23 protein-coding genes and 2 pseudogenes are annotated in these 23,863 nt (G+C 71.4%); 11 read left to right on the top strand and 14 right to left on the bottom strand.

Annotation, left to right across the window (positions count from 1 at the left end):
* Positions 1–53: 53 nt before the first annotated feature.
* Complete coding sequence (locus N8I84_RS31615; protein WP_263232815.1) at positions 54–392, bottom strand: DUF5955 family protein; 339 nt, start codon at positions 390–392, stop codon at positions 54–56.
* A 176-nt stretch (positions 393–568) separates the two neighbouring features.
* Here N8I84_RS31615 and N8I84_RS31610 point away from each other — a divergent pair, with 176 nt between their 5' ends.
* Together N8I84_RS31610 and aceB are read left to right on the top strand one after the other, a co-directional pair.
* Positions 569–1,168 carry a nucleotidyltransferase family protein gene (locus N8I84_RS31610; RefSeq protein ID WP_263232814.1) on the top strand — a complete coding sequence of 200 codons (600 nt, stop codon included), beginning with the start codon at positions 569–571 and terminating at the stop codon, positions 1,166–1,168.
* Positions 1,169–1,371: 203 nt separating this feature from the next.
* Positions 1,372–2,994 (top strand): malate synthase A, encoded by a 1,623-nt coding sequence (aceB, locus tag N8I84_RS31605; protein WP_263232813.1) that lies wholly within the window; start codon positions 1,372–1,374, stop codon positions 2,992–2,994.
* Positions 2,995–2,998: 4 nt separating this feature from the next.
* Here the strand turns inward: aceB and N8I84_RS31600 are convergent, their stop codons facing one another.
* From N8I84_RS31600 to N8I84_RS31590, 3 genes and pseudogenes are all read right to left on the bottom strand, one after another.
* Positions 2,999–3,268 carry a SelT/SelW/SelH family protein gene (locus N8I84_RS31600; RefSeq protein ID WP_103841272.1) on the bottom strand — a complete coding sequence of 90 codons (270 nt, stop codon included), beginning with the start codon at positions 3,266–3,268 and terminating at the stop codon, positions 2,999–3,001.
* On the bottom strand, positions 3,265–4,179 hold the full coding sequence (locus N8I84_RS31595) for a HipA family kinase (RefSeq protein ID WP_263234943.1): 915 nt from the start codon (positions 4,177–4,179) through the stop codon (positions 3,265–3,267). The genes N8I84_RS31600 and N8I84_RS31595 overlap by 4 nt, the downstream gene beginning before the upstream one ends.
* Positions 4,180–4,557: 378 nt before the next feature.
* Positions 4,558–4,854, bottom strand: a pseudogene (locus N8I84_RS31590) (DUF1349 domain-containing protein); the annotation flags it as partial.
* A 284-nt stretch (positions 4,855–5,138) separates the two neighbouring features.
* On the opposite strand from N8I84_RS31590, the gene N8I84_RS31585 reads away from it, so the two are divergent.
* Positions 5,139–5,639, top strand: coding sequence for a GNAT family N-acetyltransferase (locus tag N8I84_RS31585; protein ID WP_263232812.1), 501 nt, complete (start codon positions 5,139–5,141; stop codon positions 5,637–5,639).
* Between the two features lie 328 nt (positions 5,640–5,967).
* On the opposite strand, the pseudogene N8I84_RS31580 reads toward N8I84_RS31585, so the two are convergent.
* Positions 5,968–7,466 (bottom strand): annotated as a pseudogene (locus N8I84_RS31580) (IucA/IucC family protein).
* Between the two features lie 29 nt (positions 7,467–7,495).
* Between N8I84_RS31580 and N8I84_RS31575 the strand changes: the two are divergent.
* From N8I84_RS31575 to N8I84_RS31565, 3 genes are read left to right on the top strand one after another with little or no spacing between them, the layout of a single operon-like run.
* A complete protein-coding gene (locus N8I84_RS31575; protein ID WP_263232811.1) occupies positions 7,496–9,100 on the top strand; it encodes an IucA/IucC family protein in 1,605 nt (534 codons plus the stop codon).
* A gap of 41 nt (positions 9,101–9,141) precedes the next feature.
* Positions 9,142–10,407, top strand: a complete 1,266-nt coding sequence (locus N8I84_RS31570) for a VWA domain-containing protein (protein ID WP_263232810.1) — start codon at positions 9,142–9,144, stop codon at positions 10,405–10,407.
* Positions 10,407–11,207, top strand: coding sequence for a hypothetical protein (locus N8I84_RS31565; protein ID WP_263232809.1), 801 nt, complete (start codon positions 10,407–10,409; stop codon positions 11,205–11,207). Before N8I84_RS31570 ends, N8I84_RS31565 begins: the two co-directional genes overlap by 1 nt.
* Before the next feature lie 108 nt (positions 11,208–11,315).
* Here N8I84_RS31565 and N8I84_RS31560 read toward each other — a convergent pair whose 3' ends face one another.
* Positions 11,316–11,954 (bottom strand): winged helix-turn-helix transcriptional regulator, encoded by a 639-nt coding sequence (locus N8I84_RS31560; RefSeq protein WP_263232808.1) that lies wholly within the window; start codon positions 11,952–11,954, stop codon positions 11,316–11,318.
* Between the two features lie 86 nt (positions 11,955–12,040).
* On the opposite strand from N8I84_RS31560, the gene N8I84_RS31555 reads away from it, so the two are divergent.
* A complete protein-coding gene (locus N8I84_RS31555) occupies positions 12,041–13,249 on the top strand; it encodes a pyridoxal phosphate-dependent aminotransferase (protein ID WP_263232807.1) in 1,209 nt (402 codons plus the stop codon).
* A 50-nt stretch (positions 13,250–13,299) separates the two neighbouring features.
* On the opposite strand, the gene N8I84_RS31550 is transcribed toward N8I84_RS31555, so the two are convergent.
* Together N8I84_RS31550 and N8I84_RS31545 are read right to left on the bottom strand one after the other, a co-directional pair.
* Positions 13,300–14,220 carry a transglutaminase-like domain-containing protein gene (locus N8I84_RS31550; RefSeq protein WP_263232806.1) on the bottom strand — a complete coding sequence of 307 codons (921 nt, stop codon included), beginning with the start codon at positions 14,218–14,220 and terminating at the stop codon, positions 13,300–13,302.
* A gap of 108 nt (positions 14,221–14,328) precedes the next feature.
* On the bottom strand, positions 14,329–15,423 hold the full coding sequence (locus tag N8I84_RS31545; RefSeq protein WP_263232805.1) for an alpha/beta hydrolase: 1,095 nt from the start codon (positions 15,421–15,423) through the stop codon (positions 14,329–14,331).
* Between the two features lie 238 nt (positions 15,424–15,661).
* On the opposite strand from N8I84_RS31545, the gene N8I84_RS31540 reads away from it, so the two are divergent.
* The gene (locus N8I84_RS31540; protein WP_263232804.1) at positions 15,662–16,315 is read left to right on the top strand and encodes a histidine phosphatase family protein; all 654 of its coding nucleotides are present in this window, start codon (positions 15,662–15,664) and stop codon (positions 16,313–16,315) included.
* A gap of 18 nt (positions 16,316–16,333) precedes the next feature.
* Positions 16,334–16,963, top strand: a complete 630-nt coding sequence (locus N8I84_RS31535; RefSeq protein WP_263232803.1) for a hypothetical protein — start codon at positions 16,334–16,336, stop codon at positions 16,961–16,963.
* A gap of 214 nt (positions 16,964–17,177) precedes the next feature.
* Here the strand turns inward: N8I84_RS31535 and N8I84_RS31530 are convergent, their stop codons facing one another.
* Positions 17,178–17,747 (bottom strand): hypothetical protein, encoded by a 570-nt coding sequence (locus tag N8I84_RS31530; RefSeq protein WP_263232802.1) that lies wholly within the window; start codon positions 17,745–17,747, stop codon positions 17,178–17,180.
* A gap of 166 nt (positions 17,748–17,913) precedes the next feature.
* Between N8I84_RS31530 and N8I84_RS31525 the strand changes: the two genes are divergently transcribed.
* The gene (locus N8I84_RS31525) at positions 17,914–18,348 is read left to right on the top strand and encodes an acyl-CoA thioesterase (RefSeq protein ID WP_200418130.1); all 435 of its coding nucleotides are present in this window, start codon (positions 17,914–17,916) and stop codon (positions 18,346–18,348) included.
* Between the two features lie 9 nt (positions 18,349–18,357).
* Here the strand turns inward: N8I84_RS31525 and N8I84_RS31520 are convergent, their stop codons facing one another.
* Positions 18,358–18,759, bottom strand: coding sequence for a winged helix-turn-helix transcriptional regulator (locus N8I84_RS31520; protein ID WP_263232801.1), 402 nt, complete (start codon positions 18,757–18,759; stop codon positions 18,358–18,360).
* A gap of 99 nt (positions 18,760–18,858) precedes the next feature.
* Between N8I84_RS31520 and N8I84_RS31515 the strand changes: the two genes are divergently transcribed.
* Positions 18,859–20,289, top strand: coding sequence for an MFS transporter (locus N8I84_RS31515; protein ID WP_263232800.1), 1,431 nt, complete (start codon positions 18,859–18,861; stop codon positions 20,287–20,289).
* Positions 20,290–20,559: 270 nt separating this feature from the next.
* Here the strand turns inward: N8I84_RS31515 and N8I84_RS31510 are convergent, their stop codons facing one another.
* From N8I84_RS31510 to uraD, 4 genes are read right to left on the bottom strand one after another with little or no spacing between them, the layout of a single operon-like run.
* A complete protein-coding gene (locus N8I84_RS31510; protein ID WP_263232799.1) occupies positions 20,560–21,936 on the bottom strand; it encodes an 8-oxoguanine deaminase in 1,377 nt (458 codons plus the stop codon).
* Between the two features lie 21 nt (positions 21,937–21,957).
* The gene (pucL, locus tag N8I84_RS31505) at positions 21,958–22,878 is read right to left on the bottom strand and encodes a factor-independent urate hydroxylase (protein ID WP_263232798.1); all 921 of its coding nucleotides are present in this window, start codon (positions 22,876–22,878) and stop codon (positions 21,958–21,960) included.
* Between the two features lie 5 nt (positions 22,879–22,883).
* Entirely contained in the window at positions 22,884–23,291 is a 408-nt protein-coding gene (gene uraH / locus N8I84_RS31500) for a hydroxyisourate hydrolase (protein WP_263232797.1), read from the bottom strand.
* A complete protein-coding gene (gene uraD / locus N8I84_RS31495; RefSeq protein ID WP_263232796.1) occupies positions 23,288–23,806 on the bottom strand; it encodes a 2-oxo-4-hydroxy-4-carboxy-5-ureidoimidazoline decarboxylase in 519 nt (172 codons plus the stop codon). Before uraD ends, uraH begins: the two co-directional genes overlap by 4 nt.
* Positions 23,807–23,863 lie beyond the last annotated feature (57 nt).

Here is a 23,863-nt window from a genome sequence, read left to right as displayed (position 1 = left end):
GGCGACCCGCACCAGCCACAGCCCTCGACCGGCCCGCCCCGAAGGGCGACTCCCTAGGCCCTGTCGTCTGATACCCGCCTGCCGCGCGGCGGCTCCCCGAAGAGTTCGACCGCCTTGCGGACCTCCGTCAAACCCCTGGTCAGTGCGCTGACCGAGCCGATCGCTCCCGCGATCAGCAGCAGGGAGCGGCGCAGGCGGGGGATCTCGGGAACGCCTCCCGCGGCCATCGCGGCGAGTGCGGCCAGTTCGTCCTCGGCTATCGCCCGGTCGGGGAACTCGGCCGGATGTGCGGCGAGTTCACGGCGCAGCCGGGACACGGCGATGCGCAGTTCCGCCACTCTCGGATCCTCTTCGCTGCCGGTCACTGGCCTCTGTCCCAAGCTCCGCACCACAGCCGATCCCCCTCGAAACGCCGTTGTGCTCGTACACCCCCGGTGCCCCCGGGCGTGGTCGGGCGCCGGGGATGCGGGCCAGTAAACGCCATCGGGCGCGCCGGGCGCCACCGCGTGGACGGAAATTCAGCCCCTGGAAACCGTGCGGTCGGCACCGGGTCAGGTAAGCAGGACGTATGACAGGCAACGAAGTGCGGATCGCCGGGCTGCTGCTCGCGGCAGGCGGGGGGCGGCGGCTCGGCGGACAACCCAAGGCCCTGCTCGAACACCGGGGGCGCCCGCTGGTGGAGCATGCGGCGGGAGTACTGCGCGCGGCCGGATGCAGCCGTGTCCACGTGGTGCTGGGAGCGGGGGCCGCCGCCGTACGGGAGCGTGCCGACCTCACCGGCTGCGTGCTGGTGGACAACCCGGACTGGGAGGAGGGCATGGGCTCCTCACTGCGGGCCGGGCTCGCCTCGCTCGCCGGGACGGGCGCGCGGGCGGCCCTGGTGCTGCTCGTCGACCAGCCCGGCATCGGGCCGGAGGCGGTGGCTCGGGTGCTCTGCGCGTTCCGGGACGAGGAGTCGCTGGCCTCGGCCGCGTACGAGGGGGTGCGCGGGCATCCGGTCCTGCTCGGCTCGGCCCACTGGACCGGTGTCGCCCGGACGGCGACCGGAGACCGTGGGGCACGCGCCTATCTGAAGGCGCACGACGACGCCATCACGTTCGTCGAGTGCGGGGACGTCGCGCAGGCGTACGACATCGACACGGTGACGGACCTGACCCACCTCGAGTGAGCGGAGTGGCACCGAGCGCCACCTTGCCTCGACCCGGAGAATCTCGACATCAACAAACCATTGAACTTCCACCATGAGGAAACTAGTATCCACTGATCAGAAGCGCTCGACCGCTCCCCAGGCGCCGCCGACCGCGTACGGGGCCCCTGGCACGCGGTGCCGCAACGCCTTCATGCCAGCTCGCCGAAGGAAGTGACAGCCTCATGTCCGCACCAGCGCCGTCCCCGGCGGCCATCGTCGACGCCGAGCCCCTGCCCCGGCAGGAGGAGGTCCTCACCGACGCGGCGCTCGCCTTCGTGGCCGAGCTGCACCGGCGGTTCACGCCGCGCCGCGACGAGCTGCTGGCCCGTCGCGCGGAGCGCCGCGCCGAGATCGCCCGCACCTCCACGCTGGACTTCCTGCCCGAGACCGCCGCGATCCGCGCGGACGACAGCTGGAGGGTGGCGCCCGCGCCCGAAGCCCTCGACGACCGCCGGGTCGAGATCACCGGCCCCACCGACCGCAAGATGACCATCAACGCCCTCAACTCGGGCGCCAGGGTGTGGCTCGCGGACTTCGAGGACGCTTCCGCGCCCACCTGGGAGAACGTGGTCCTCGGCCAGCTCAACCTGATCGACGCCTACACCCGCAGCATCGACTTCACCGACCCGGCGACCGGCAAGTCGTACGCCCTGCGCCCGAACGAGGAGCTGGCGACGGTCGTCATGCGCCCGCGCGGCTGGCACCTGAACGAGCGTCACCTCCAGGTCGACGGACAGCCGGTCCCGGGCGCCTTCGTCGACTTCGGCCTGTACTTCTTCCACAACGCCCAGCGGCTGCTCGACCTCGGCAAGGGCCCGTACTTCTACCTCCCGAAGACCGAGTCGCACCTGGAGGCCCGCCTCTGGAACGACGTCTTCGTCTTCGCCCAGGACCACGTCGGCATCCCGCAGGGCACCATCCGCGCCACGGTCCTGATCGAGACGATCACGGCGGCGTACGAGATGGAGGAGATCCTCTACGAACTCCGCGACCACGCCTCCGGGTTGAACGCGGGCCGCTGGGACTACCTGTTCTCCATCGTGAAGAACTTCCGTGACGGCGGAGCGAAGTTCGTCCTGCCGGACCGCAACGCCGTCACGATGACGGCCCCGTTCATGCGCGCGTACACCGAACTCCTCGTCCGCACCTGCCACAGGCGCGGCGCGCACGCCATCGGCGGCATGGCCGCGTTCATCCCCTCCCGCAGGGACCCCGAGGTGAACAAGGTGGCCTTCGAGAAGGTCCGCGCCGACAAGGACCGCGAGGCGAACGACGGCTTCGACGGCTCCTGGGTGGCCCACCCCGACCTGGTCCCGATCGCGATGGAGTCCTTCGACAAGGTCCTCGGCGACAGGCCGAACCAGAAGGACCGGCTGCGCGAGGACGTCGACGTCAAGGCGGCCGATCTGATCGCCGTCGACTCCCTCGACGCCAAGCCGACGTACGCGGGCCTGGTCAACGCCGTCCAGGTCGGCATCCGTTACATCGAGGCGTGGCTGCGCGGCCTCGGCGCGGTCGCCATCTTCAACCTGATGGAGGACGCGGCCACCGCGGAGATCTCCCGCTCCCAGATCTGGCAGTGGATCAACGCCGGGGTCGTCCTCGACAACGGCGAGCGGGTCACCGCCGAGCTCGCCCGCGAGGTCGCCGCGCAGGAACTCCGGAACATCGAGGCGGAGCTCGGCGAGGAGGCCTTCACGGCCGGCAAGTGGCAGCAGGCCCACGACCTGCTGCTGAAGGTCGCGCTGGACGAGGACTACGCGGACTTCCTGACGCTTCCGGCCTACGAGCAGCTCGAAGGCTGAGGTCTCACTTCTCCGAGTGGCCCAGGGGCTTGCCCGGGGCCACTCGGTCGCGTACGAGCTGCTTCACGGCCGTGGGCTCCGGGAACCCCTGCTCCCGCCGGTCCCACACCACCTCGTCGTTCACCCGGACGACGAACACACCGCCGGTACCGGGCTTGAGCGACAGCTCGGTCAGTTCCGCCTCGAAAGTGGTCAGCAGTTCCTGCGCCAGCCAGGCCGCCCGGGGCAGCCAGCGGCACCGGGTGCAGTACTCGATCTGGACACGGTGGGTCATCCCAGGTGCACCGACCAATCCTGTTCCGCGGCCGGTTCGCCGTGCAGGTCCGGGACCCACTTGAGCCAGTCGGGCCGGCCTCGCTGTGTCCGCGCCGCACGCTGGGCCTCCTCGGCGGCGCGCTCCTCCTGGGTGGGGAAGTCGGTGGGCAGCCATGCCTCGGACGCCTTGACCCGGGCCGTGAGGTAGTCCACGTAGGCTTCACGGACGTCGCCGGGCGTCGCGAAGCCCGGCTCGTCCGTCAGCCAGGCGTCCGGTACCTCCTCGGTGACCTCGCGCAGCAGCTCCTCGGTCACGAGCGGCGCCAGGGTGTCCTCCGCGGCCCGCATGTCCGGGGCGAAGTGGCCGAGGGCGTGGTGGCGGAAGTCGTAGGCCTTCTCGGGTGCGGAGGCGTCCCAGCGGTGGTGGAAGACGAGCGCGGCACCGTGGTCGATCAGCCACAGCCGCGGGGGTGCGATGCCGAAGGTGGGCCAGACCATGAGGTTGGAGCTGTGCACCGTGCGGTCCACGTTCACGGTCAGCGCGTCGAGCCAGATGATCCTTCCGGCCTCCACCGGGTCGACGGGGAAGACCTGGGCGACCTCGGGCGTGAAGTCCCGGGCGCCCGGCAGGTAGTCCATGCCGAGGTTGAGGCCGGGGCTGGCGTTCAGCAGGTCGCGCACCTCCTGGTGCGGTTCGTGCGCGCCGATCGCGGGATCGAAGTGGGCGAGGACCAGCTCGGGGACGCGCAGCCCGAGCCGACGCGCCAGCTCCCCCACGATGACCTCGGCGACCAGGGCCTTGGTGCCCTGTGCGGAGCCGGTGAACTTCACGACGTACGTCCCCAGGTCGTCGGCCTCGACGACTCCGGGGACGGAGCCACCGGAGCGCAGGGGTTGGATGTAGCGGGTGGCGGCCACCTCTCTCAGCATCTTCAAAGGCCCCACAGCTCGATTGTCTTGTATTTCATGGCACGCTCCAACGCGGTGCACCCGGGAAAACCTCCCCGCTCAGCCCTGGGGAGAATCTGGGAGTTTCGGCCGGCACGTTCGTCTCCCGTTCTCTCCAGCAGTCCGTCAATGACGGTGCGCCGTTGCTTCCGGCCTCCGGCATGAAGTGAGCATAGTAACCAAGCGTGACAGCCGGGGAGGAATGCCCCAGCCATCGTGCCGGCGTGACCACAGACTCCCAGCTTCCGGTATGACTCCCGGCTCGGGAAGTTCGACACCGTGGCGAGCGCCCTCTGGCGCAAGCCTCACTTCGAAACGGACATCCGCTCCCGAATCGCCCACTCGGAGAGAACGACCCTCTCAGGCTGGAACGTGGTGAAGCGAAATATCGGCAGGGCCCAAGGTGAATCGAGTGAATCGCACCCGCGGTCCCTCTCGCTCCGGAGAACAGCAAAACAGTCCGGCCGATGCCGCCGCGTCAGGTGCGAGAGGAGCCAGTCGGACCATCCGCCAGGCTTCCTCCTCGCGGCGCGCCCGGATGGTCACCGCATCTCCGTCACGGCTGGCCCGTACGGTGATCTGGCGCCCGTTCCAGCCGGGGACGGGGGACAGGGACCAGTCCGACTCACCGCGGGTGACCACGGCCCCCAGGTGCGGCTCTTCGGTGCCGCCGAGGTCATCCTCCCCTGCCCGTCATCGGGTTCAGCAAGAGGGCGTCGGCGGGAAGGCAGGGGAAGTGCCGACTCGATGCCCGGCATTCGGGCAGACCAGGCCGAGTTGCCGCACGTCGCGCCGGGTCCCCGGGCCGCGGGCCAGGTGCACGCCGCTCCGGGCGGTGTCGGACAGAGGTCCGAGACATTGTCGATCAGCGCCACCGTGCCGCCGGGACGGACCGGCATCAGTTGCCCCGGATCAGGGAGCGGCGTCGATAGGGTGCCGCCATGCGGTATTCACCGATGCCCCTCCAACTGGCGACCGCTCGACTGAGCTTGCGTCCGTGGACCGAGGCCGACATCGACGCCCATCGCGTGCTCGTCGCCGAACGGGGTGGTGATATGCCGTCGATCGAGGACAACCGGCGGATGATCGAGGATCAGCGCGCTGCGTCGGCACTGACCGGGATTGCTCTGCTGCCCGTCATACGCCGCGATGTGGGTGACTTCATCGGGTATTGCGGCCTCACGGTCGGTCGGGGTTCCGTTGACGAGCCAGAGATCGCCTACGAGCTGTTTCGGCGCGTGCACGGACAGGGCTATGCCACCGAGGCGGCGTCCGCGGTGCTCGACGCGGCGATCGCGACTGGACGGAAACGGCTCTGGTCGACAGTGCGTCCCTGGAATGCGCCATCGCTACGCGTCCTCGAAAAGCTCGGGTTCCAGCGCGACCACGTCTCGACCGACGACAGCGGCGAACTGGTGTGGCTCACCCGCTCCCTGCCGTAGGAGACGCGCTGCGGTCAGTTCGAAGTGGCTCCGCCACATCGGAGGCACCACCGCCGAGCCGGTTCTCCTCGGATCCGGTCCTCTCGGATCGTCGGACCCCTGCCACAAGAGCGATCGTCACCCAGTCGTCACCGGCTCCGCCGACCAGGTGTGCGAGCGCCTGGGGCAGTACGTCGCCGCCGGCGTCCGAATGGTCGTACGCCTCGGCGCCTTGGACCTGCACTCCCAGCGTGACCAACTCGAACGGGCCGCAGACCTGATCCCCGCCATCCAGGCGGCAGAGGATCGCACCTCCCTCTCTGAAGGCTCCTGAGCCTGGCCGAGCCGCTCAGCGGGAGGCCAGCGGGTTCGGCAGCGGCAGATAGCGCGCGTCCGCGCCGTCCGCGCCCGTCCAGCGCAGCAGGAGGTTGGTCTTGCCGGGCAGGGTGGGCGAGGCGAGCAGGGCGGGAATCTCGGGGACGGGGTGGCGGGACAGCTCGGCCCGGGCGGCGGGCCAGGGGTTCCAGCCGGGGTGGCGTTCGGACAGCAGGGCGGCCACCTCGACGAGGTTGTTGACGACCAGGCAGTACACCAGCCGCTCCCAGCCCTTCTCGCGGGACACGTCCGCCAGGAGCTTCACGCCCTCCGCGTCCCGGAACAGGGCCTGCACGGGCAGTCGCGTGGCGTCCACCGCGACCAGCGTGTTCTGCAGGTGCGCTTCGAGGACGACGCCGTGCCGTTCGAACGCCTCGAGGGCCGGGGGGACGACCTGGCGCAGGTACGCCGTCCACCAGGCGGTGGGATCGGTGAGCGCGTCGAGCGGGCTGCCGTCGAACCCCTCCACCAGGGCGGCGGCGAGCAGCGGGGTGGCGCCGGGCAGCAGGTGCGCGCGCAGCCCGTCGCGGACCAGTACCGCCAGTTCCTCGAAGGCGAAGGCGGCCGTGCGCCAGCCGCGGTCGCTCAGCCAGGCCGCCGGACCCCGGTGCGCCGCGAACGCGGCGGCCGCCGCCGTGTCGGTGCGGCGCAGCTTGAGCAGGTCGTGGCGCCACAGCCGGCGGATGTCGTTGGTGATCCGCACATCCAGGCTGAACTTGACGAAAAGGTCGTTCTCGGGGGCGTACACCGTGCGGATGGCGGCCGTGGGCCACACGGGCCGAGTGGTCTCGCCGAGCCGGATCAGACGCCCGTCCTCGAACGCCTCTGCGATGTCCGGGCGGGCGCCGATCAGGGCGAGCTGCCAGGGATGGGCGGGCAGCAGCCGGTAGCCGGGCGGGGCGGTGCCGAGCGCGTCCAGTGCCGTCGTGTCGCCCTCCTCGACGACCGCGTCCTCGCGTACACCCAGAAGGGTGAGCGGGAAGCGGGCGTACGCCTCGGGGGCGTACGGCAGCCAGCTTGCGACGGGTCCGCCGCCTCGCGCCTTCGGGGCCGGGTGGTGGGGGTGCCCGGTGACCAGGGACTGTTCGGAGCGTACGTACGGGTCGTCCGGGGCCGTCAGACGGCCGCGTGCGGCCAGGATCGCGGCCACCGCGTCCCGGCTGTCGAGCATCTCGCCGGGCAGTTCCGGGTTGGACAGGCCGGTGGCGCGGCGCAGCTCGTCGGCGGTGAGTTTGACCAGCTCGGCGTGGGTGAGCGGATGCCAGGAGCCGCCCGTGTACACCTCGGGGTCGCGCGGGCGGCGTGTGCCGCGCACGCGCAGCAGCCGCCGCCGGCCCGCAGGCGGTGGACGCCCAGCTCGCCGGCGGGCTCGGCCGCCTCCCGGAGCAGGCAGTTCAGCAGCGGCGCCGCCGCGTGGGCGTCGGCGCGCGCGGGGACGTCGTCCCTGGGGTGCATGGGGTCCACGCGATCCATTCGTTCCGTACGGTGCACTGGCGATCAGTATGTCTGTCGTGGACCCGTGCCACGACGCATCGCCCCGTCCCCGAGGAGCTCCGACCGTGCCCCCTATCCCTCCCGCCGAGGTTTCCGCAGAGGCCGCGCTCGCCGCCGAGCTGGACGACGTGCGGCCCGATCTGTCGGCCTCCTACGCGGCGGCGCTGCCCGGCGCCCGGGCCTCCGTCCTCACGCGTCTGTGGCGGGCGCTGGCCCATGAGCCGCTGCCGTGGATCACGCGCCGGGAGCGGACGGCCGACGGGCTCACCCTGTGCCTGGGCGACGGGCGGCGGCTGCACGGCCCGGCCGCGGACCCGTACGCGACCGCCGCGTACGTCACCGAGGTACGGCTCGACGGGCGGCCCCACGACAGCGCGGCGGCGCTGGTCACGGCACTCGGCGTGCCGCACGGGGACGCCTTCGCCGCCGAACTCGGCCACAGCACCGCCTCGCTGGCACTGTCGCGGGCCGGCCAGCCGCATGAGGCGCCCGTACCGGTGACGAGCTGGGCGTGGGAGCAGCGGGTGGTCGACGGGCACCCCTATCACCCGAACTGCCGTTCACGCCCCGGCTTTTCGGTGGTCGAGCAGCTGGCGTACGGGCCCGAGCACCGGCCGCTGGTACGGCTCGGGCTCGCCCCCGTGGGTGACGCCCTCGTACGGGGCGAGTGGCCCGCGTGGCTGCGGGACGGCGAGCGTGCGCTGATCCCGGTCCATCCCTGGCAGACGGCGCACGTGCTCGGTGTGGCGGCCGAGGACGGTCCGGTCGCTCGTCCGTTGATGTCCCTGCGGACCCTCGCGCTGTCCGACGGCGGTCCGCACGTGAAGACCGCGGTCAGCACGCGGCTGACGTCCTCCGTGCGGGACATCTCGGTCTCCTCGATCGAGACGGCGCTCGCGGTGTCCGGCTTCCTGGAGTCGACGGCCGTGCGCACGGACGGTCTGCTGCACGTCACCCGCACCCTGGGCGCGGCCGGCGCCCACTCCCCCGATCTCGCCGCCGTGCTGCGGGAGCCGCCGGAGACGTACGCGGACACGGCCGCCGGTGAGCGGGTCGTCCCGGTGGCCGCCCTGCCGCTCACCGGGCTGCCCTCCTCCCCCGCCTGGCTCGCCGGGTTCACGCGGCTCGCCCTCACCGTCGGCCTGCGGATGCTCGACCTGGGGGTGGCCCTCGAGGCGCACGGACAGAACCTCCTGGTGGTGCTCTCGCCCACGGGTGAGCCGGTGCGGCTCGTCTACCGGGACCTGGCCGACATCCGGGTGAGCCCGGCCCGGCTGGCCCGGCACGGCGTCAAGGCCCCCGAGGTGGCCGACCGGATCGTCACGGACGACGAGACGACGCTGCGCCGCAAGCTCTTCGGCTCGCTCGTGGCGGGGGCGCTGGCCTCCACGGCGGGTTCGGCGCCCGCACTGGGGGCCGCGCTGGAGGCCGTCGTACGGGATCTGCCGGACACCGCCGATCTACCGGACACCGCCGATCTGGCGGTTCTGCGCGAAGAGCCGCTGCCCACCAAGGCGTTGACGCTGATGCGGCTGTCCCCCGAACGGCCCGGGGACCTGTGGACACGGCTCCCGAACCCGCTCTCCACACAGCCCGATCCGCTCGGTCCTTGATCGTTTTGAAGCGCGGCCCCATTGATCAATAAGATCCGCCGATGATCACAAGACAACGGCTGGCGGCGGGAGTCTGCGCCCTGCTCGCCGCCCTGGCGGCCGGGATCACGGTCCCGGCCGATGCCGTCGCCGACGAGACGACAGCCCAGGACGCGCCCAAGGTCGATCTCGTCCTCGACGTCAGCGGTTCGATGCGGGCGCGGGACATCGACGGCGGTTCGCGGATGGCCGCGGCGAAGCAGGCCTTCAACGAGGTCCTGGAGGCGACGCCAGAGGAGGTGCAGCTCGGCATCCGGACGCTGGGCGCCAACTACCCGGGCGACGACCGCAAGACGGGCTGCAAGGACACCGCGCAGCTCTACCCGGTCGGCCCGCTGAACCGGACCGAGGCCAAGACCGCCGTGGCGACGCTGCAGCCCACCGGCTGGACGCCGATCGGCCCCGCCCTGCTGAAGGCGGCGGACGACCTGGACGGCGGCAACGGCTCCAAGCGCATCGTCCTCATCAGCGACGGCGAGGACACCTGCGCGCCGCTGGACCCGTGCGAGGTGGCCCGGGAGATCGCCGCCAAGGGCATCGGGCTCACCATCGACACCCTGGGGCTGGTGCCGAACGCCAAGCTGAACCAGCAGCTCAGCTGTATCGCGGAGGCGACCGGCGGGACGTACACGTCGGTGCAGCACAAGGAGCAGCTGTCCGACAAGGTCAACCAGTTGGTGGACCGCACGGCGGACCGTACGGTCACCCCGGTAGCCGTCGACGGCACCGGCCAGTGCGCGACGGCGCCCTCGCTGAAGTCCGGCCTCTACACCGACCGTGAGGAGTTCGGGCAGCACCGCTTCTACCGTGTGGACGTGAAGCCGGGCCAGGAGCTGCGCGCCTCCGTCAGCGTGTCCGACGACCGGCAGGTCGACCCCGACTACGGCGTGACGCTGCGGGCCCTCACGGTGCACGGGCGGGAGATCGTGCGCGGCGAGGCCACCGGGTCGGGACGCACGGACGTGCTGTCGACCGGTCTGCGCTATCCGAAAGCCGAGAGCGACGACGAGGACGCGCCCGCCGAGACGGTGTGCCTCCAGGTGGCCAACTCCTTCTCCCCGGCGGCCGGTGTGAAGACCACGCCCGGGCTGCCGCTGGAGCTGACGGTCGACGTGGTCGACGGCCCCGGCACGGCGAGCGACGTGGCCGCCTTCGGCCTGGGGCGCGGCTGGTGGCTGCTCGGCGCCCTCGTCCTGACCGGCTTCCTGGCTGGTCTGCTGTGGGGCTGGCTGTCGCGCTGGCGGATCGCCGTCTGGAGGACCAACTGATGCGTATCGCACGAGTGCTGACCTCGGCGGCCCTGCTGCTGGGCGCCGCCGCCTCCCCGGCCGTGGCCGACTCCTCGCCCTCCGCGAGCCCGTCCGGCGACGGCGCCGCGCCCACCTCGGCCGGCACGTCGTTCCGTACGGCCACGGAGATCCAGCAGGGGCAGCAGGCCACGGCGAACGCCTCCACGGGTGACTACCTGTACTGGCAGTTCCCGGCGGAGGAGCAGCAGCGGCCCACCGTGCGGGCGACCGTCAAGCTGCCTTCGTCGCCGCGGAGTTCGGCGCAGACGTGGCAGCTCGATGTGTACGACGGGCTGCGGCGCCGCCAGGCGTGCCAGTACGGGGCGCAGACCCGGACCGCCGCCCAGGACGCGTCGTCGGTGAACCTGTCCTGCACGCTGCGCACGGTCCGCGCCTGGGCGGAGCCGTGGGCCGACGACCCGCTGCCGGGCACGTACTACATACGGCTCACCGTCGTGGGGGTCGGCACCGCCGACCTCGGGCAGCCGGTGAACGCCGAGGTCCGGGTGGATTCCAAGGACATCGGCGGCTCGGCGGCGGTGGACGGTTCGCTGGCGGAGCCGCTGGTGCCGGGGATAGCGACGCGGTCCGAGAAGCCCTCGGACTCGGACACGGACACGGCCGCACTCTCGAAGCTGAGGCCCGACGCCTCCGGCTGGTGGTCCGACCGCTGGGTGTGGACCGGCGTCGGCGGCATCCTCGCCGCACTCGCGGGCATCGGCGGCTATGCGCTGACCCGCGGCTCGGGCCGCCCGTCCCGGGTCCCGCCGGGCGCCTGAGAACCGGGTCCGGTCACCGGGTCCGTCACCGGTCCCCGTCAAGGCGAAGGCCCGCCGCGTCCCCTGGCGCGGCGGGCCCTTGTCTTGTCACCCCCGGCCGCTCCGGCGTCAGTCCCCACGCAGGAGCTTGGCGAGGGTGCCGTCCCCCCACACCTCCGCGCGCCCTTCAGTGACCGCTTGATGGATCGTCAAGTACCCCTCACCGAGCAGAGTGCACGTCTCCGCGTCGAGGACCAGCCGGGCATCGGGTTCCTCCGGGGCGGCCCCTTCCCCGTATACGGGGCCGTCCTCGGCCCCGAGCCACAGATGGAACTCCCCCTCCTCCAACCGGACTTCCACCAGCCCCTCCCCCGCACTCTCGTTCTCCAGCGTGCGCAGCAGCGGCAGCGCGAACCAGTGGGCGCGCACCGCGTCCGTCGGCCGGCGCTCCCCCAGCGCGGGCCCGCCCCAGGCGCCGAGCGCCTGGAGCACGGGCAGCAACTCGCGTCCGCGAGACGTCAGTTCGTACACGTAGGCGGCACCGGGCGGTGGCAGCCGGCGCCGTGTTGTCAGCCCGTCGCGCTCCATGTCCCTCAGCCGGGAGGCCAGCACGTCCGTGCTCACGCCCGGCAGGTCCGCGTGCAGATCGGTGTAGCGGCGGGGACCGGCGAGCAGCTCGCGGACGATCAGGAGGGTCCAGCGGTCGCCGACGACGTCGAGCGCGCGGGCCGTGGAGCAGTACTGGTCGTAGCTTCGGCGAGGTGACATGCGACGCAGTCTAGACGTGTTGTTGGACTTTCCAAGCTGCCACTTGGTAAAACCAAGCAACACAAGTCACCGGAGGGGAAGCGGCCATGGAGTTCCGGCAGTCGAGCAAGCTCAGCGAGGTCTGTTACGAGATCCGCGGCCCGGTGATCGAGCACGCCGACGCGCTGGAGGCGGCGGGACACAGCGTGCTGCGCCTGAACACCGGCAACCCCGCGCTGTTCGGATTCGAGGCGCCGGAGGAGATCCTCCAGGACATGATCCGGATGCTGCCGCAGGCGCACGGCTACACGGACTCGCGCGGCGTCCTCTCCGCGCGCCGTGCGGTGGCGCAGCGCTACCAGGAGCGGGGCCTGGAGGTCGGTGTCGACGACGTCTTCCTCGGCAACGGCGTGTCCGAGCTGGTCTCGATGGCCGTACAGGCGCTGGTGGAGGACGGCGACGAAATCCTCATCCCCGCCCCCGACTTCCCGCTCTGGACGGCCGTCACCACCCTGGCGGGCGGCAAGGCGGTCCACTACCTGTGCGACGAACAGTCCGACTGGTACCCGGACCTGGACGACATGGCGTCGAAGATCACGGACCGCACCAAGGCCGTGGTCGTCATCAACCCCAACAACCCGACGGGCGCGGTCTACCCGGAGGAGGTCCTGCGGGGCATCCTCGACCTGGCCCGCCGCCACGGCCTGATGGTCTTCGCGGACGAGATCTACGACCAGATCCTGTACGACGACGCGGTCCACCACTCGACCGCCGCGCTCGCCCCCGACCTGGTGGTCCTCACCTTCTGCGGCCTGTCGAAGACCTACCGTGTGGCGGGCTTCCGCTCCGGCTGGCTGGTCGTGACGGGGCCCAAGCAGCACGCGAAGGACTACCTGGAGGGCCTGACGATGCTGGCCTCCATGCGCCTGTGCGCCAACGCGCCCGCGCAGTACGCCATCCAGGCCGCGCTCGGCGGCCGCCAGTCCATCGACGAGCTGACCGCCCCGGGCGGCCGCCTGCGCGAACAGCGGGACCGCGCCTGGGAGAAGCTGAACGAGATCCCCGGCGTCACATGCGTCAAGCCGAAGGGCGCGCTGTACGCGTTCCCGCGCATCGACCCCAAGGTGCACAAGATCCACGACGACGAGAAGTTCGTCCTGGACCTGCTGTTGCGCGAGAAGATCCAGGTGGTCCAGGGCACGGGCTTCAACTGGCCGGCCCCGGACCACTTCCGCATCCTGACCCTGCCGCACGCCGATGTCCTGGACACGGCGATCAGCAGGATCGGGCGGTTCCTCAGCGGCTATCGGCAGTAGCGCGGCCGGTCCTCCGGGCAAAGGGCTCCGGCTCTCGTGCCGGACGATCGTCAGCCGCGGAGGGTGACCTCGCTCGGGCCGTTGAACGGGGCGAGGGAGGTCACCGTCTGCGGCGTCCGCAGCCCGTCGTTCTCCGCGAACAGCTCCCGCACCGCGGTGAAGGACCCGTCCTCGGCTGTCACCTGTGCGGCTCCGTCGTACAGCTCGCGGATGGCGTCCGTCATCTCCCCGTCGCTGCCGGCCCCGACACCCCAGACGTCCCAGAGGAGCATCTCGACCTTGTTGAGCGCCGCCAGGTCGAGTCGGATGTTGCCCGCCACGAACCACTCTCCGACCAGCGGACCCTCCGGCAGCGGAAGCCCGTACGACTCGGGGTCGGCACCGCCCGCGCGGATCCGCCGCCAGGCGTCGCCGGCGACCTGGAAGCGGTCACGCGGGACGTCCATGTGGTCGAAGCTCACCGGATGAGCCTTGAGGACGAGCGGGTCCGCCAACTCCGGATCGGCGAGCAGCCAGCCCCGCGCGGGGTCCCAGTACTCGGTGACCACATGGTCGAAGTGAAAGCCGTCCTCACCGAAGTAGTCGGCGAAGCCAGACCGTATCCGGGCGGGAATGCCGACGTGCCGCAGGAACGAGCAGTGCAGCAGCGCGAAGTCGCGGCAGATGCCGACGAAGCGCTCGCCGGGCTCGCGGCGCTGGGACAGCGGGGCGTCGTTGCGCGCGATGACGATGCGCAGGATGTCGTCGACATAGCGCGTCTCGGCGTCGTTGTGCAGACGGTCTCGAGGGATGGCGTACTCGAAGAGGTCGCCCTCCAGGCGGTGGACCATCAGGTCCCGGGCGACCCGGGCCAGCTCGCGCGGATCGGCGGGCAGGGCAGCGTAGAGCGGTGCGAGGTCTCCGGGGTCGGAGAACGGGCTGTGGGAGGTGTAGAAGGCGGCGGCGTCCGGGGGGAGGCTGAGGTTGGGCATGCGCGCTACCGTCCCAAAATTCGCCGGCGAATGTCCATGGGTCGGAACGGTCGCGCCCCGCGTCCAGTTCCTCACCGGACGCGGGGCATCGGTCACTCCGTCGGCGTCTCAGCTGCCGAGGGCCTGGCGCAGGGCCATGGTGGCCTGCGCGACGGCGGACTTGGCGGCCTCCGTGTTCGCGAGGCCGTTGAGCATCACGAAGTCGTGGATCATCCGCGGGTAGTGGGTGGCGGTGACGGGGACGCCGGCGGCGCTCAGCTTGGCGGCGTACTGGCGGCCCTCGTCGGACAGCACGTCGCTGTCGGTGATGACCAGCGCCTTGGGCAGGCCGCTCAGCTCGGTGGCGGTGGCGCGCAGCGGGGAGGCGGTGGGTTGGCTGCGGACCGAGGTGTCGGGGGCGTACTGGTCCCAGAACCACTTCATGCCCGCGGCGGTCAGCCAGCACCCGGTGGCGTAGCGCCGGTAGGACTCGGTGCTGAAGTCGGCGTTGGTGACCGGGTAGAACAGCACCTGCTGGGCCAGCTTGGGGCCGCCGCGCTGCTTGGCCATCAGGGTGACGGCGGCGGTCATGTTGCCCCCGACGCTGTCGCCGGCCACGGCGAGCCGGGAGCCGTCGACGTTGATGTCGTTGCCGTGCTGGGCGACCCACTGGGTGGCGGCGTAGGCCTGCTCGTTCGCGACGGAGTACTTGGCCTCCGGCGACCGGGTGTAGTCGACGAAGACCACCGCGGCCTTGGCACCGTCGGCGATCTGCCGTACCAGCCGGTCGTGGGTGGAGAAGTCACCGAGGACCCAGCCACCGCCGTGGAAGTACATGACGGCCGGCAGCCTGCCGGTCATCCCGTGCGGCCGCACGATGTGCAGGGAGACGGAACCGGTGGGGCCGCCGGGGATGGTCATCGTGGTGATGTCGGCGGGCAGCTTGGACACCGGGTAGGCGGCCTGGAGGTTCAGGAGCGACTGGCGGGCGGCGGCGGGCGTCTGGTTCTGGATCGGCGGGCCGTCCGCCGCGGCGAGCTTGTCGAGAAAGGCCTGGGCGCCGGGTTCGAGGGTCACCTGGGGGTCGCCGCAGGGCGTTTTGGGTGTGGCGGCGGCTGCCGGGGCGGCCAGGGCCGGGACGACCGCGAGAGCTGCGGTGGTGAGCAGCGCCGTGAGACCGGACAGGGGCTTCAGCGGGGACCGGGAGCGTCGGATGGCGCTCATGGGCGTCCTCCTTCCGAGGGTCACTTCGTCAGCGAGCCTTCCTGCGCCCCCCGCCGTTCGGCCCGCCGGGGTGGGCCGATGGGGTGGCGTCGTGCGGCCGCCCGGGTGACCGGCGGACCGGTGCGGTTTGCGGGCCGGCCGTTGTCGGACGAGGGCTGCCGGCGCAGTCGGTTGTGCGGGCGCCGCCCGCAGGTGTCACCGTACGAGGGGACGAAAGAGGGAGGGAAAGGGGACGGCGATGGGTGACCTCCTTCTGGTGCGGCACGGCGAGACCGAGTGGTCCCTGTCCGGCCGGCACACCGGGCGGACCGATGTCCCGCTGACGGAGCGCGGCCGGGAGCAGGCGCGCCGGCTGGCTCCGCTGATCGCGCGGCATCATGTGGCCGCCGCGTTCGTCAGCCCGATGCAGCGCGCCCGCGAGACGGCACGGCTGGCCGGGATCAGCGGGGCGCGGGTCGACACGGACCTGTCGGAGTGGGACTACGGCGGGTACGAGGGGGTCACGACCGTCGAGATCCACCGGACGCGGCCGGAGTGGTTCCTGTTCACGGACGGTGTCGCGCCCGGGCCGCCCGAGCGCCCCGGAGAGAGCCCGGAGGAGGTCGGGGCGCGGGCGGAGCGGATGCTCGCCAAGATCGACGCGGCGCTCGCGGAGTCGGAGGGCAGCGTGGCCGTCGTCTCGCACGGGCACTTCCTGCGGGTGCTGACGGCGCGGCGGCTCGGGCTGCCGGCCTCGGCGGGGGCGCTGTTCCAGCTCTCGACGGGGACGGTGAGCCGGTTGAGCACGGAGCACCGCCGCCATGTCGTTGCCGGGTGGAATGTCAGACCCGACGCGTACTGTTCCCACGGATCCCTCTCCGCAGGGGAGGCGGGGCCGTCCGAGCAGCACTGAGACGCCGAGGGAGGGGCCGTGATCCGACCGCCGACCGCCGCGCAGCGGCGCCTGATCGAGGCCGCCGATCCCGTGACCGGGCGGCTGACGGGCACACAGGCCCAGCTCGCGGCGCTGGTGAAGCGGGGGCTGGCCTTCCGGCATCCGCGTCCGCCGCACGACCACTTCCTGACCCCGGCGGGGCACCGCATACGGGAGACGCCCGCCGGGGAACCGGCGCCGGGCGCCCCGGCCGCGGCCGAGTCGGGCGTGTTCGCGGCGCGGGTCGGCGGCGAGGAGGCCGAGGATGCCGGGTCCGCCCGGATGCGCGAGGTGCACAGCGCCTGGCAGGGGCTTCTGGAGCTGCGACGGATGACCAATCCGGGCGGCGCCACGGACCGCCCGTGCGGCTGGGAGCGGACGCATCTGGTGCGGGCCGCCGCGCTCGCCCTGGAGGCGGCAGGGCACCGGCCCGCCACCGGCGACCAGGGAAGCGGCTACCGGGTGCGCGCGACCCCGCAGCCGGAGGCGATCGCGGTGCACGAGCCGGACCTCACGGCGCTGCGCGCCTGCGCGGCCACGCTGGAGCAGGCCGGCTGGCAGGTGAGCGAGCACACCGAGCCGCGGACGCGGGAGCGGTACGTGCTGGCGTCACCGAGACGCGTGTGACTTAGAGCCCCGAACAAAATGGGAGTCCGATCAGCTCGCGGCGTCATGGGGGTCCCCCTGCTCGAGCGAAGTCGAGAGCTTGGGGGAGCGTGCGATCGCAAGGCGCCGGAAGGTCCTCGATGGGGGCCCCTGCTCGAAGAGCTTGGGGGAGTGCGTGCCAGGCGTCGCGAGCCGGGCGCCCATTTTGTTCGGGGCTCTTAGGCCGGATCTTCCGTCAGTGGCCGCCGCTCGGGGGTTGGCAGTCGGTGCCGTCGGGATAGCCGGCGAAGGCGTCTGCCCGGGTGGCCTCGCGGCTCATCGTGCCCTCCACACACAGCGGGTCGGCGTCGATGAGAAAGCCGACCCCCGTTGCCCCGTCGCCGTATGACTGCACGTTCCGGTAGCCGAGCCCGATGAGCGCTGTGCGGGTGTCCTCCGGGTGGAAGTCGCCGCGCTCGCGCAGCGGTTCGAGCGCGTGCTCGACGCGCGCGACGGCCGCGAGCCCTTGGCAGCGGCTGCGGCCGTGCAGCGGGATGGGAACCCTGAAACCGTGGTTCTCGGCGTAGTGGTCGGTCGGCGGCGCCGTCGGGCTCGACGTGTGCGAGGTCGTCGGTGGCGCCGTGGGACTCTCACCGGGGCACGGTAAGTCCACCGGCGCGCTCGGCGTCGCCGCTGCGGATCGGGAGGGACCGCCCGCCGCGGCGTCGTCCCCGGGCCGCTCGGTTCCGCATCCCGCCGCCAGCATGGCGAGGAGCGCCATGGACAGCATCCCGAGTCCGCCCCCCGACTTCCTGATCATCGTCATGCCCCGATCGTCACCCGACGTCACGGCAGGCGTCATGAGTTGTTCTACTCATAAGGTCCCGCGCCCCGGCGCGAGTTGACGACGATCGTGAGCCGGCCACTGCCGTACATTCGTACATCTGTATGTCATCCGATGCCGTCACCTGCGTCGCTGTGGAGGAAACACCGTGGCCGAGCACGTCACCGAACCGTTCTCCGTCCGCGTCACCGTCCGGGGCTATGAGACGGACGCCCTGGGACACCTGAACCAGAGCGTCTACCTGCAGTACGCGGAGCACGCCCGGTGGTGCGTGCTCCAGGAGGCCGGGGTGGGCCAGTCCGAGTTGCTGTCCAAGGGGGTCGGTCCCGTCGTCCTGGAGACGACCATCCGCTATCAGCGGGAACTGCGCGCGGGCGAGGAGGTGGACGTGACGTGCGCCTTCGAGTGGGGCGCGGGCAAGACGTTCCGGGTGGTACAGACGATACGGAAGGCGGACGGCACGGTCTCCGCCGACATCGCCTCGGTCGGCGGCCTGCTGGACCTCAGGGAGCGCAGGCTGGTGGCCGACCCGCAGGGTTACTTCCGGGCACTGGCGGGCAGGCCGGAGCTCTTCGGTCTGTGAGTACCGGGACTACACGTCGAGCAACTCCGGTGCGTGCTCGGCGTCGTAGGCCGCGCGCGCCTCGGCGATCGTCACGCGGTGCCGCTCCGCCCATTCGGTGAGGGACAGCAGCGTCGCGTATAACTCCCGTGCCATGGACGTCAGTTCGTACTCCACCCTCGGCGGCACGGTCGGGTGCACGGTACGCGTGACGAGCCCGTCGCGTTCCAGATTGCGCAGGGTCAGGGTGAGCATGCGGCGGCTGATGCCGTCGATGCTGCGCTCCAACTCGGTGAAGCGGATCGGTCCGTGCGCGGCGGCCACGAGGATCTGCACGCTCCATTTGCCGGCCACCCTGTCAAGAACTTCGCGGACCGGACACGCGTGCGCGTTCACGACCTGTGAGGTAACACCGGTGTTCCTCTGGGACATCGAACTGCCTCCTTACGCCGCCCTCCATGGTCACTGACGATGTACCCCGTTACAAGTCGTGCACTTGAGGTTGCCATGGAGAATGCGGAGGCCACGGCCATGTCGACGCAAGTCGCGTCCCCGACCCACCCGCCACTGCGGCGGACGTACTCCCGTTGGACGTCCCTGGCCGTGCTGTGCGCGGGGACGCTGATGACGATCCTGGACGGGAACGTCGTCACCGTGGCGATGCCCGCGATCCAGAGCGACCTGGGCTTCAGCGGTCCGGGGCTCGCCTGGGTCGTCAACGCCTACCTGATCCCGTTCGGCGGCCTGCTCCTGCTGGTCGGCCGCCTCGGGGACCTGATGGGTCGCAGACGGATGTTCGCGGCGGGGCTGGCGGTGTTCACCGCGGCGTCCGTGCTGTGCGGACTGGCCACCGGTCAGGGCGTGCTGATCGCTGCGCGGGCCGTTCAGGGGGCGGGTGGGGCGATGGTGTCGGCCGTGGTGCTCGGCATGCTGGTGGCACTGTTTCCCGATCCGCGTGAACAGGCCCGCGCCATCGCGGTGTTCAGCGCGGTCGGGGCGGCGGGCGGTGCCCTCGGCACCTTCCTCGGCGGGGCGTTGACGCAGGCCCTGGGCTGGCACTGGATCTTCCTGATCAATCTGCCGATCGGGCTGGCCGCGTGGTTCGCCGCGGTCCGCGTCCTGGCACCGGACGGCGGTGCCGGCCTCGGGAGGGGCGCGGACTATCCCGGGACGGCTCTCGTCACCGGCGCGCTGATGCTCACGGTGTATGTGATCGTCGGCTCGGGTGACCGCGGCCTCACCGCCACGCTGCTGCTCGCCGCACTCGCCCTGGCCCTCTTCGTGGCGTTCACCGTCCGGCAGGCGCGGGTCGCACGTCCGCTGCTGCGGCTGCGCCTGTTCCGCTCGCGGCTGCTGACCGGTGCGAACGCCGTGCAGGTGCTGATGATCGGAACCATGTACGGCTTCCAGTTCATCGGCGCGCTGTACCTGCAACGTGTCCTCGGCTACGACGCGTTGCTCACCGGTACGGCGTTCCTGCCGGCTCCGATCGCGATCGGCGTGCTGATGCTGGGACTGTCGGCGCGGACCATCGGCCGGTTCGGCCCGTACCGGGTCCTGACGGCGGGGCTCGTGCTGATCGTCGCCGGGATGGCGCTGCTGAGCCGCGCGCCGGTCGACGGGTCCTACGTCACCGACGTGCTGCCGCCGCTGCTGCTGCTCTCCGCCGGGTTCGCTGCGGCGATGCCCGCGCTGACCGGGCTCGCGATGTCCGGGGCGCGGGAGGAGGACGCGGGCCTGGCCTCCGGTCTGTTCAACACCACACAGGTGGTGGGTGGTTCGCTGGCGCTCGCGGTGCTGTCCACGCTGGCGGCGAGTCGGACCGAGGGGCTGCTCGGACGGGGCGTGGACCCCGTCGTGGCCACCGCCGACGGCTACCGGCTGGCCTTCCGGGTGGCGGTGGTGTTCGCGGTGGGGGCGCTCGCGCTGGCGGCGGGAGTGCTGCGGCCGCGCGGGAAGTGAGTGGCCGGCATCCGCGACGGGTCATCCTGCTTCTGCGCGGCCCTCGACGAATGCGTCATCGAACCTCGTCGCGCATTCCACACGGGCGAAGGCCGGCCACCTGTGTGCCGTTGCGGCCGGCACCTGGCAGGGCGCGCATGCTGCTCGGACGGGGACCGCCCGGGGCGCGCACGTCCCTGCGCGCCCCGGGGACGGTCGCCGTGGGCCCCGTTCGGGGTCACGGCCACCGGACGGGAGCCGTCCCTCCCGGCCGGAGTCTTCGACGGACGGTCAGTCCTGCTCGGCGATCCGCGCGAGGCGCCGGGCCTCGTCCCGCGTGGAGCGGGCGATGGCGTCCTCGTCGGCGGTCAGCAGCCTGCCGTGTTCCACGATCTGGCGGCCGTTCACGAAGGACGCGGTGACCGGTGCCGCCGCCCCGAGGACCAGCGCCGTCACCGGGTCGGCGATCGAGGAGTGGGCGAGCGTGTCCATCCGCCACAGCACCAGGTCGGCCAGCTTGCCCGGCTCCAGGGAGCCGATCTCCCGTGCGCGGCCCAGCACTTGGGCGCCGCCGTAGGTGCCGAGGCGCAGCGCCTGGCGGGCGTTCAGGGCGGCCTCCCGGTGGGAGCCCAGACGGTTGATGAGGAGCGCGTTGCGCAGTTCGGTGTGGAGTTCGCCGGACTCGTTGGACGCGGTGCCGTCCACGCCGAGGCCCACCGGGACGCCGGCGGAGAGCATGTCGGGCACGCGGGCGATACCGGCGGCCAGACGGGCGTTGGAGGACGGGCAGTGGGCGACCCCCGTCCTGGTACGGGCGAAGGCGGCGATGTCGGAGTCGTTCATGTGGACGCAGTGCGCCATCCACACGTCCTCGCCGAGCCAGCCGGTGGACTCGAAGTAGTCGGTCGGGCCCATGCCGAACAGCTCGTGGCAGAACTTCTCCTCCTCCACCGTCTCCGAGCCGTGGGTGTGCAGCCGTACGCCCTTCCTGCGCGCCAGCTCCGCTCCCTGCCGCAGGAGTTCGGTCGACACCGAGAAGGGCGAGCAGGGGGCCACGGCCACCTGCGTCATGGCGTCGAAGGAGGCGTCGTGGTGCTCGTCGACGGTCGCCTCGGTGGCGGCCAGGGCGCCTTCCAGGGTCTCGACGGCGAAGTCCGGCGGCAGACCGCCGTCGGACTCGCCCCGGTCCATCGAGCCTCGGGCGAGGGTGAAGCGGACTCCCATCTCGCGGGCGGCGCGGATGATCGCGCCGGACAGGTCGCCGGAGCCCCTCGGGAAGACGTAGTGGTGGTCCATGGCGGTGGTGACGCCGCCGCGGGCCATCATCGCGAGCGATCCCCGGGCCGCCGCGTACACCATCGGCTCGTCGATGCGCGCCCACGTCGGGTACAGCGCGACGAGCCAGTCGAACAGGTTGTGGTCGGTGGCCAGGCCCCGGGTGATCCACTGGTAGAAGTGGTGATGGGTGTTGACCAGGCCCGGGGTGACGAGGTGGCCGGTCGCGTCGATGCGGCGCACGACGTTCTCCAGCCCCTCGGGGGCCGCACCCGGGCCGACCGCCTCGATGCGGTTGCCGGCGACGACGAGGTGTCCGCTCGCGTACTCGGTGTCGTGCGCGTCTACGGTCGCGAGGGCGCAGTTCTCGATGACGATGCGCTGGGCTGTCATGGTTCGTGGTTCTCGCTTCCGTCACAGGTTGGTGAGGTCCACCGGGATCCGTGCCTCGCACCCTTCCCGCAGGACGGTGGCCTCGATCAGGCCGTAGGGGCGGTCGGCGGCGAAGTACACCTCGTTGTCGTTCTTCAGCCCGAACGGCTCCAGATCCACCAGGAAGTGGTGCTTGTTCGGGAGCGAGAAGCGGACCTCGTCGATCTCGGAGCGATGCTCGATGATGCGGGCGCCCATCTGGTACAGCGTCTGCTGCAGGGAGAGGGAGTAGGTCTCGGCGAAGGCCCGGAGCAGGTGCTTCTTCGCATCCTCGTAGGACGTCTCCCAGTCCGGCGCCTCCTGGGCGTCGTCGGTCCAGTTGAAGCGCCAGCGGCCGGTGACGGAGGTGGCCAGGATGCGGTCGTGGGCCTCGGGCAGCGTCGTGTACTTGTCCTTGACGTAGCCCCAGAACTCGGAGTCGGTGGAGTTCATCACCGTCAGGTCCTTCAGTCCGGAGACCACCTCCCAGGACGAGCCGTCGTAGGTGATCTGCGTCAGGCGGGTCTCCTGGCCTGTGCGGAGGAAGGAGTGCGCGCCCTCCCCGGAGTGCTCGATCCGGTCCCAGGCGTACTCCTCGATGCGGATGCGGGCCCGGTGGATCGGCTCCTGCGAGGTCACGAAGTGGCGGGCGAGATGGATGCCGAACTGCTCGGCGGAGTCGATGCCGTGCTCCTTGGCGAACGCGTACACCGTGTTCTTGGTGGTGTCGGTCGGCAGCACGTTGGCGTTGGAACCCGAGTAGTGGACCTCGTCCATGTCTCCGCTCAGCGACACCGAGACGTTGAGGTCCTTGATGTGGTGGGTGGCGCCGTCCCGCGTGATCCTGACGACCCGGTTCTCGGCCTTGCCGTACTGGTTCTGTCCCAGTACGGGGCGGGCCGGGCGGGAATTGACTGCTGCCATGTGTGCTAGCTCCCTCGGTAAACGGAGTAGCCGAACGGGGTGAGCAGCAGCGGTACGTGGTAGTGCTCCCCGGGCACGACGGCGAACGTGACCGTCACCTCCGGGAAGAACACTCCTCGCGCACCGCTGTCCCGATTCGCGGGGGCGTCCTGCTGCGCATCGGCTTGCTTCTTGTCGGACCTCTCGAAGTACGCCTCGACCGCGAAGTCGAGCCGTACGTGGGTCGTCCCCTCCGGCAGGGCCGGAAGGTCCTTGCACCGGCCGTCCGCATCGGTCGTGGAGCCGCCGAGCGCCTGCCAGTCCGCGTCCCGGCCGGGACGGGCGGCGAGGCGGACGGCGACGCCCGTGGCGGGGCGGCCGATGCTGGTGTCCAGGATGTGCGTGGACACGGAGGCGGTGGTGCGATTGCTCATGCGTGGTCGCCCTCTTCGACGATGCGTGCCAGCCGGATGCGGTTGATCTTGCCCAGCTCGGTGCGGACGATCTCCCGTTCCTGCTCCGGCGCGTTGCCGATCCGCTCCTTGACCGCGTCCCTCATCTGCTCGCCGGTCTTCCCGGTCGCGCAGATCAGGAAGACATGGCCGAACCTCTCCTGGTACGCCAGGTTCAGCTCGAGCATCTCCGCCTTGAGCTCGTCGGAGGCGCCGGCCATGCCCCGCTGCTCACGTGCCGAGGCGGGATCGCCCGGCTTGGGCCGTCCGATCGGCGGGTGCCCGGCCATGGCCTCCTCGAGATCCGCGGTGGTCATCCCCGCCATGGCGGCGTCGTTCGCGGCGTAGAGGTCTTCGGCGGTGGCGTAGGGGCGCCCGGCGAGCAGCCGTCCGGCCCAGGCCGTGGACGCGCACACCTCGTGGAGGGCGGCGCGGGCCGCGGGTTCTTCCGCGGCGTTGAAGCGGGCGAGACCCGGCGGCGTGGGAGTGGACGTCACGGGTGCCTCCGTGGCCTTGGTCCTTGAGCGGGCTGCGAACAGCTAACGCCCTCCGCC

The sequence above is a fragment of the Streptomyces cynarae genome (assembly GCF_025642135.1).
Lineage (GTDB): Bacteria > Actinomycetota > Actinomycetes > Streptomycetales > Streptomycetaceae > Streptomyces > Streptomyces cynarae.
Note: the sequence above shows the minus strand (reverse complement) of the source record. Positions and strands in the feature narration are given on the sequence as shown.

Coding starts and splice junctions, on each gene's coding strand:
- N8I84_RS31610 (WP_263232814.1), top strand. CDS start 569: ATGACAGGCAACGAAGTGCGGATCGCCGGGCTGCTGCTCGCGGCAGGC.
- aceB (WP_263232813.1), top strand. CDS start 1,372: ATGTCCGCACCAGCGCCGTCCCCGGCGGCCATCGTCGACGCCGAGCCC.
- N8I84_RS31600 (WP_103841272.1), bottom strand. CDS start 3,268: ATGACCCACCGTGTCCAGATCGAGTACTGCACCCGGTGCCGCTGGCTG.
- N8I84_RS31595 (WP_263234943.1), bottom strand. CDS start 4,179: ATGCTGAGAGAGGTGGCCGCCACCCGCTACATCCAACCCCTGCGCTCC.
- N8I84_RS31585 (WP_263232812.1), top strand. CDS start 5,139: ATGCGGTATTCACCGATGCCCCTCCAACTGGCGACCGCTCGACTGAGC.
- N8I84_RS31575 (WP_263232811.1), top strand. CDS start 7,496: ATGTCTGTCGTGGACCCGTGCCACGACGCATCGCCCCGTCCCCGAGGA.
- N8I84_RS31570 (WP_263232810.1), top strand. CDS start 9,142: ATGATCACAAGACAACGGCTGGCGGCGGGAGTCTGCGCCCTGCTCGCC.
- N8I84_RS31565 (WP_263232809.1), top strand. CDS start 10,407: ATGCGTATCGCACGAGTGCTGACCTCGGCGGCCCTGCTGCTGGGCGCC.
- N8I84_RS31560 (WP_263232808.1), bottom strand. CDS start 11,954: ATGTCACCTCGCCGAAGCTACGACCAGTACTGCTCCACGGCCCGCGCG.
- N8I84_RS31555 (WP_263232807.1), top strand. CDS start 12,041: ATGGAGTTCCGGCAGTCGAGCAAGCTCAGCGAGGTCTGTTACGAGATC.
- N8I84_RS31550 (WP_263232806.1), bottom strand. CDS start 14,220: ATGCCCAACCTCAGCCTCCCCCCGGACGCCGCCGCCTTCTACACCTCC.
- N8I84_RS31545 (WP_263232805.1), bottom strand. CDS start 15,423: ATGAGCGCCATCCGACGCTCCCGGTCCCCGCTGAAGCCCCTGTCCGGT.
- N8I84_RS31540 (WP_263232804.1), top strand. CDS start 15,662: ATGGGTGACCTCCTTCTGGTGCGGCACGGCGAGACCGAGTGGTCCCTG.
- N8I84_RS31530 (WP_263232802.1), bottom strand. CDS start 17,747: ATGACGATGATCAGGAAGTCGGGGGGCGGACTCGGGATGCTGTCCATG.
- N8I84_RS31520 (WP_263232801.1), bottom strand. CDS start 18,759: ATGTCCCAGAGGAACACCGGTGTTACCTCACAGGTCGTGAACGCGCAC.
- N8I84_RS31515 (WP_263232800.1), top strand. CDS start 18,859: ATGTCGACGCAAGTCGCGTCCCCGACCCACCCGCCACTGCGGCGGACG.
- N8I84_RS31510 (WP_263232799.1), bottom strand. CDS start 21,936: ATGACAGCCCAGCGCATCGTCATCGAGAACTGCGCCCTCGCGACCGTA.
- pucL (WP_263232798.1), bottom strand. CDS start 22,878: ATGGCAGCAGTCAATTCCCGCCCGGCCCGCCCCGTACTGGGACAGAAC.
- uraH (WP_263232797.1), bottom strand. CDS start 23,291: ATGAGCAATCGCACCACCGCCTCCGTGTCCACGCACATCCTGGACACC.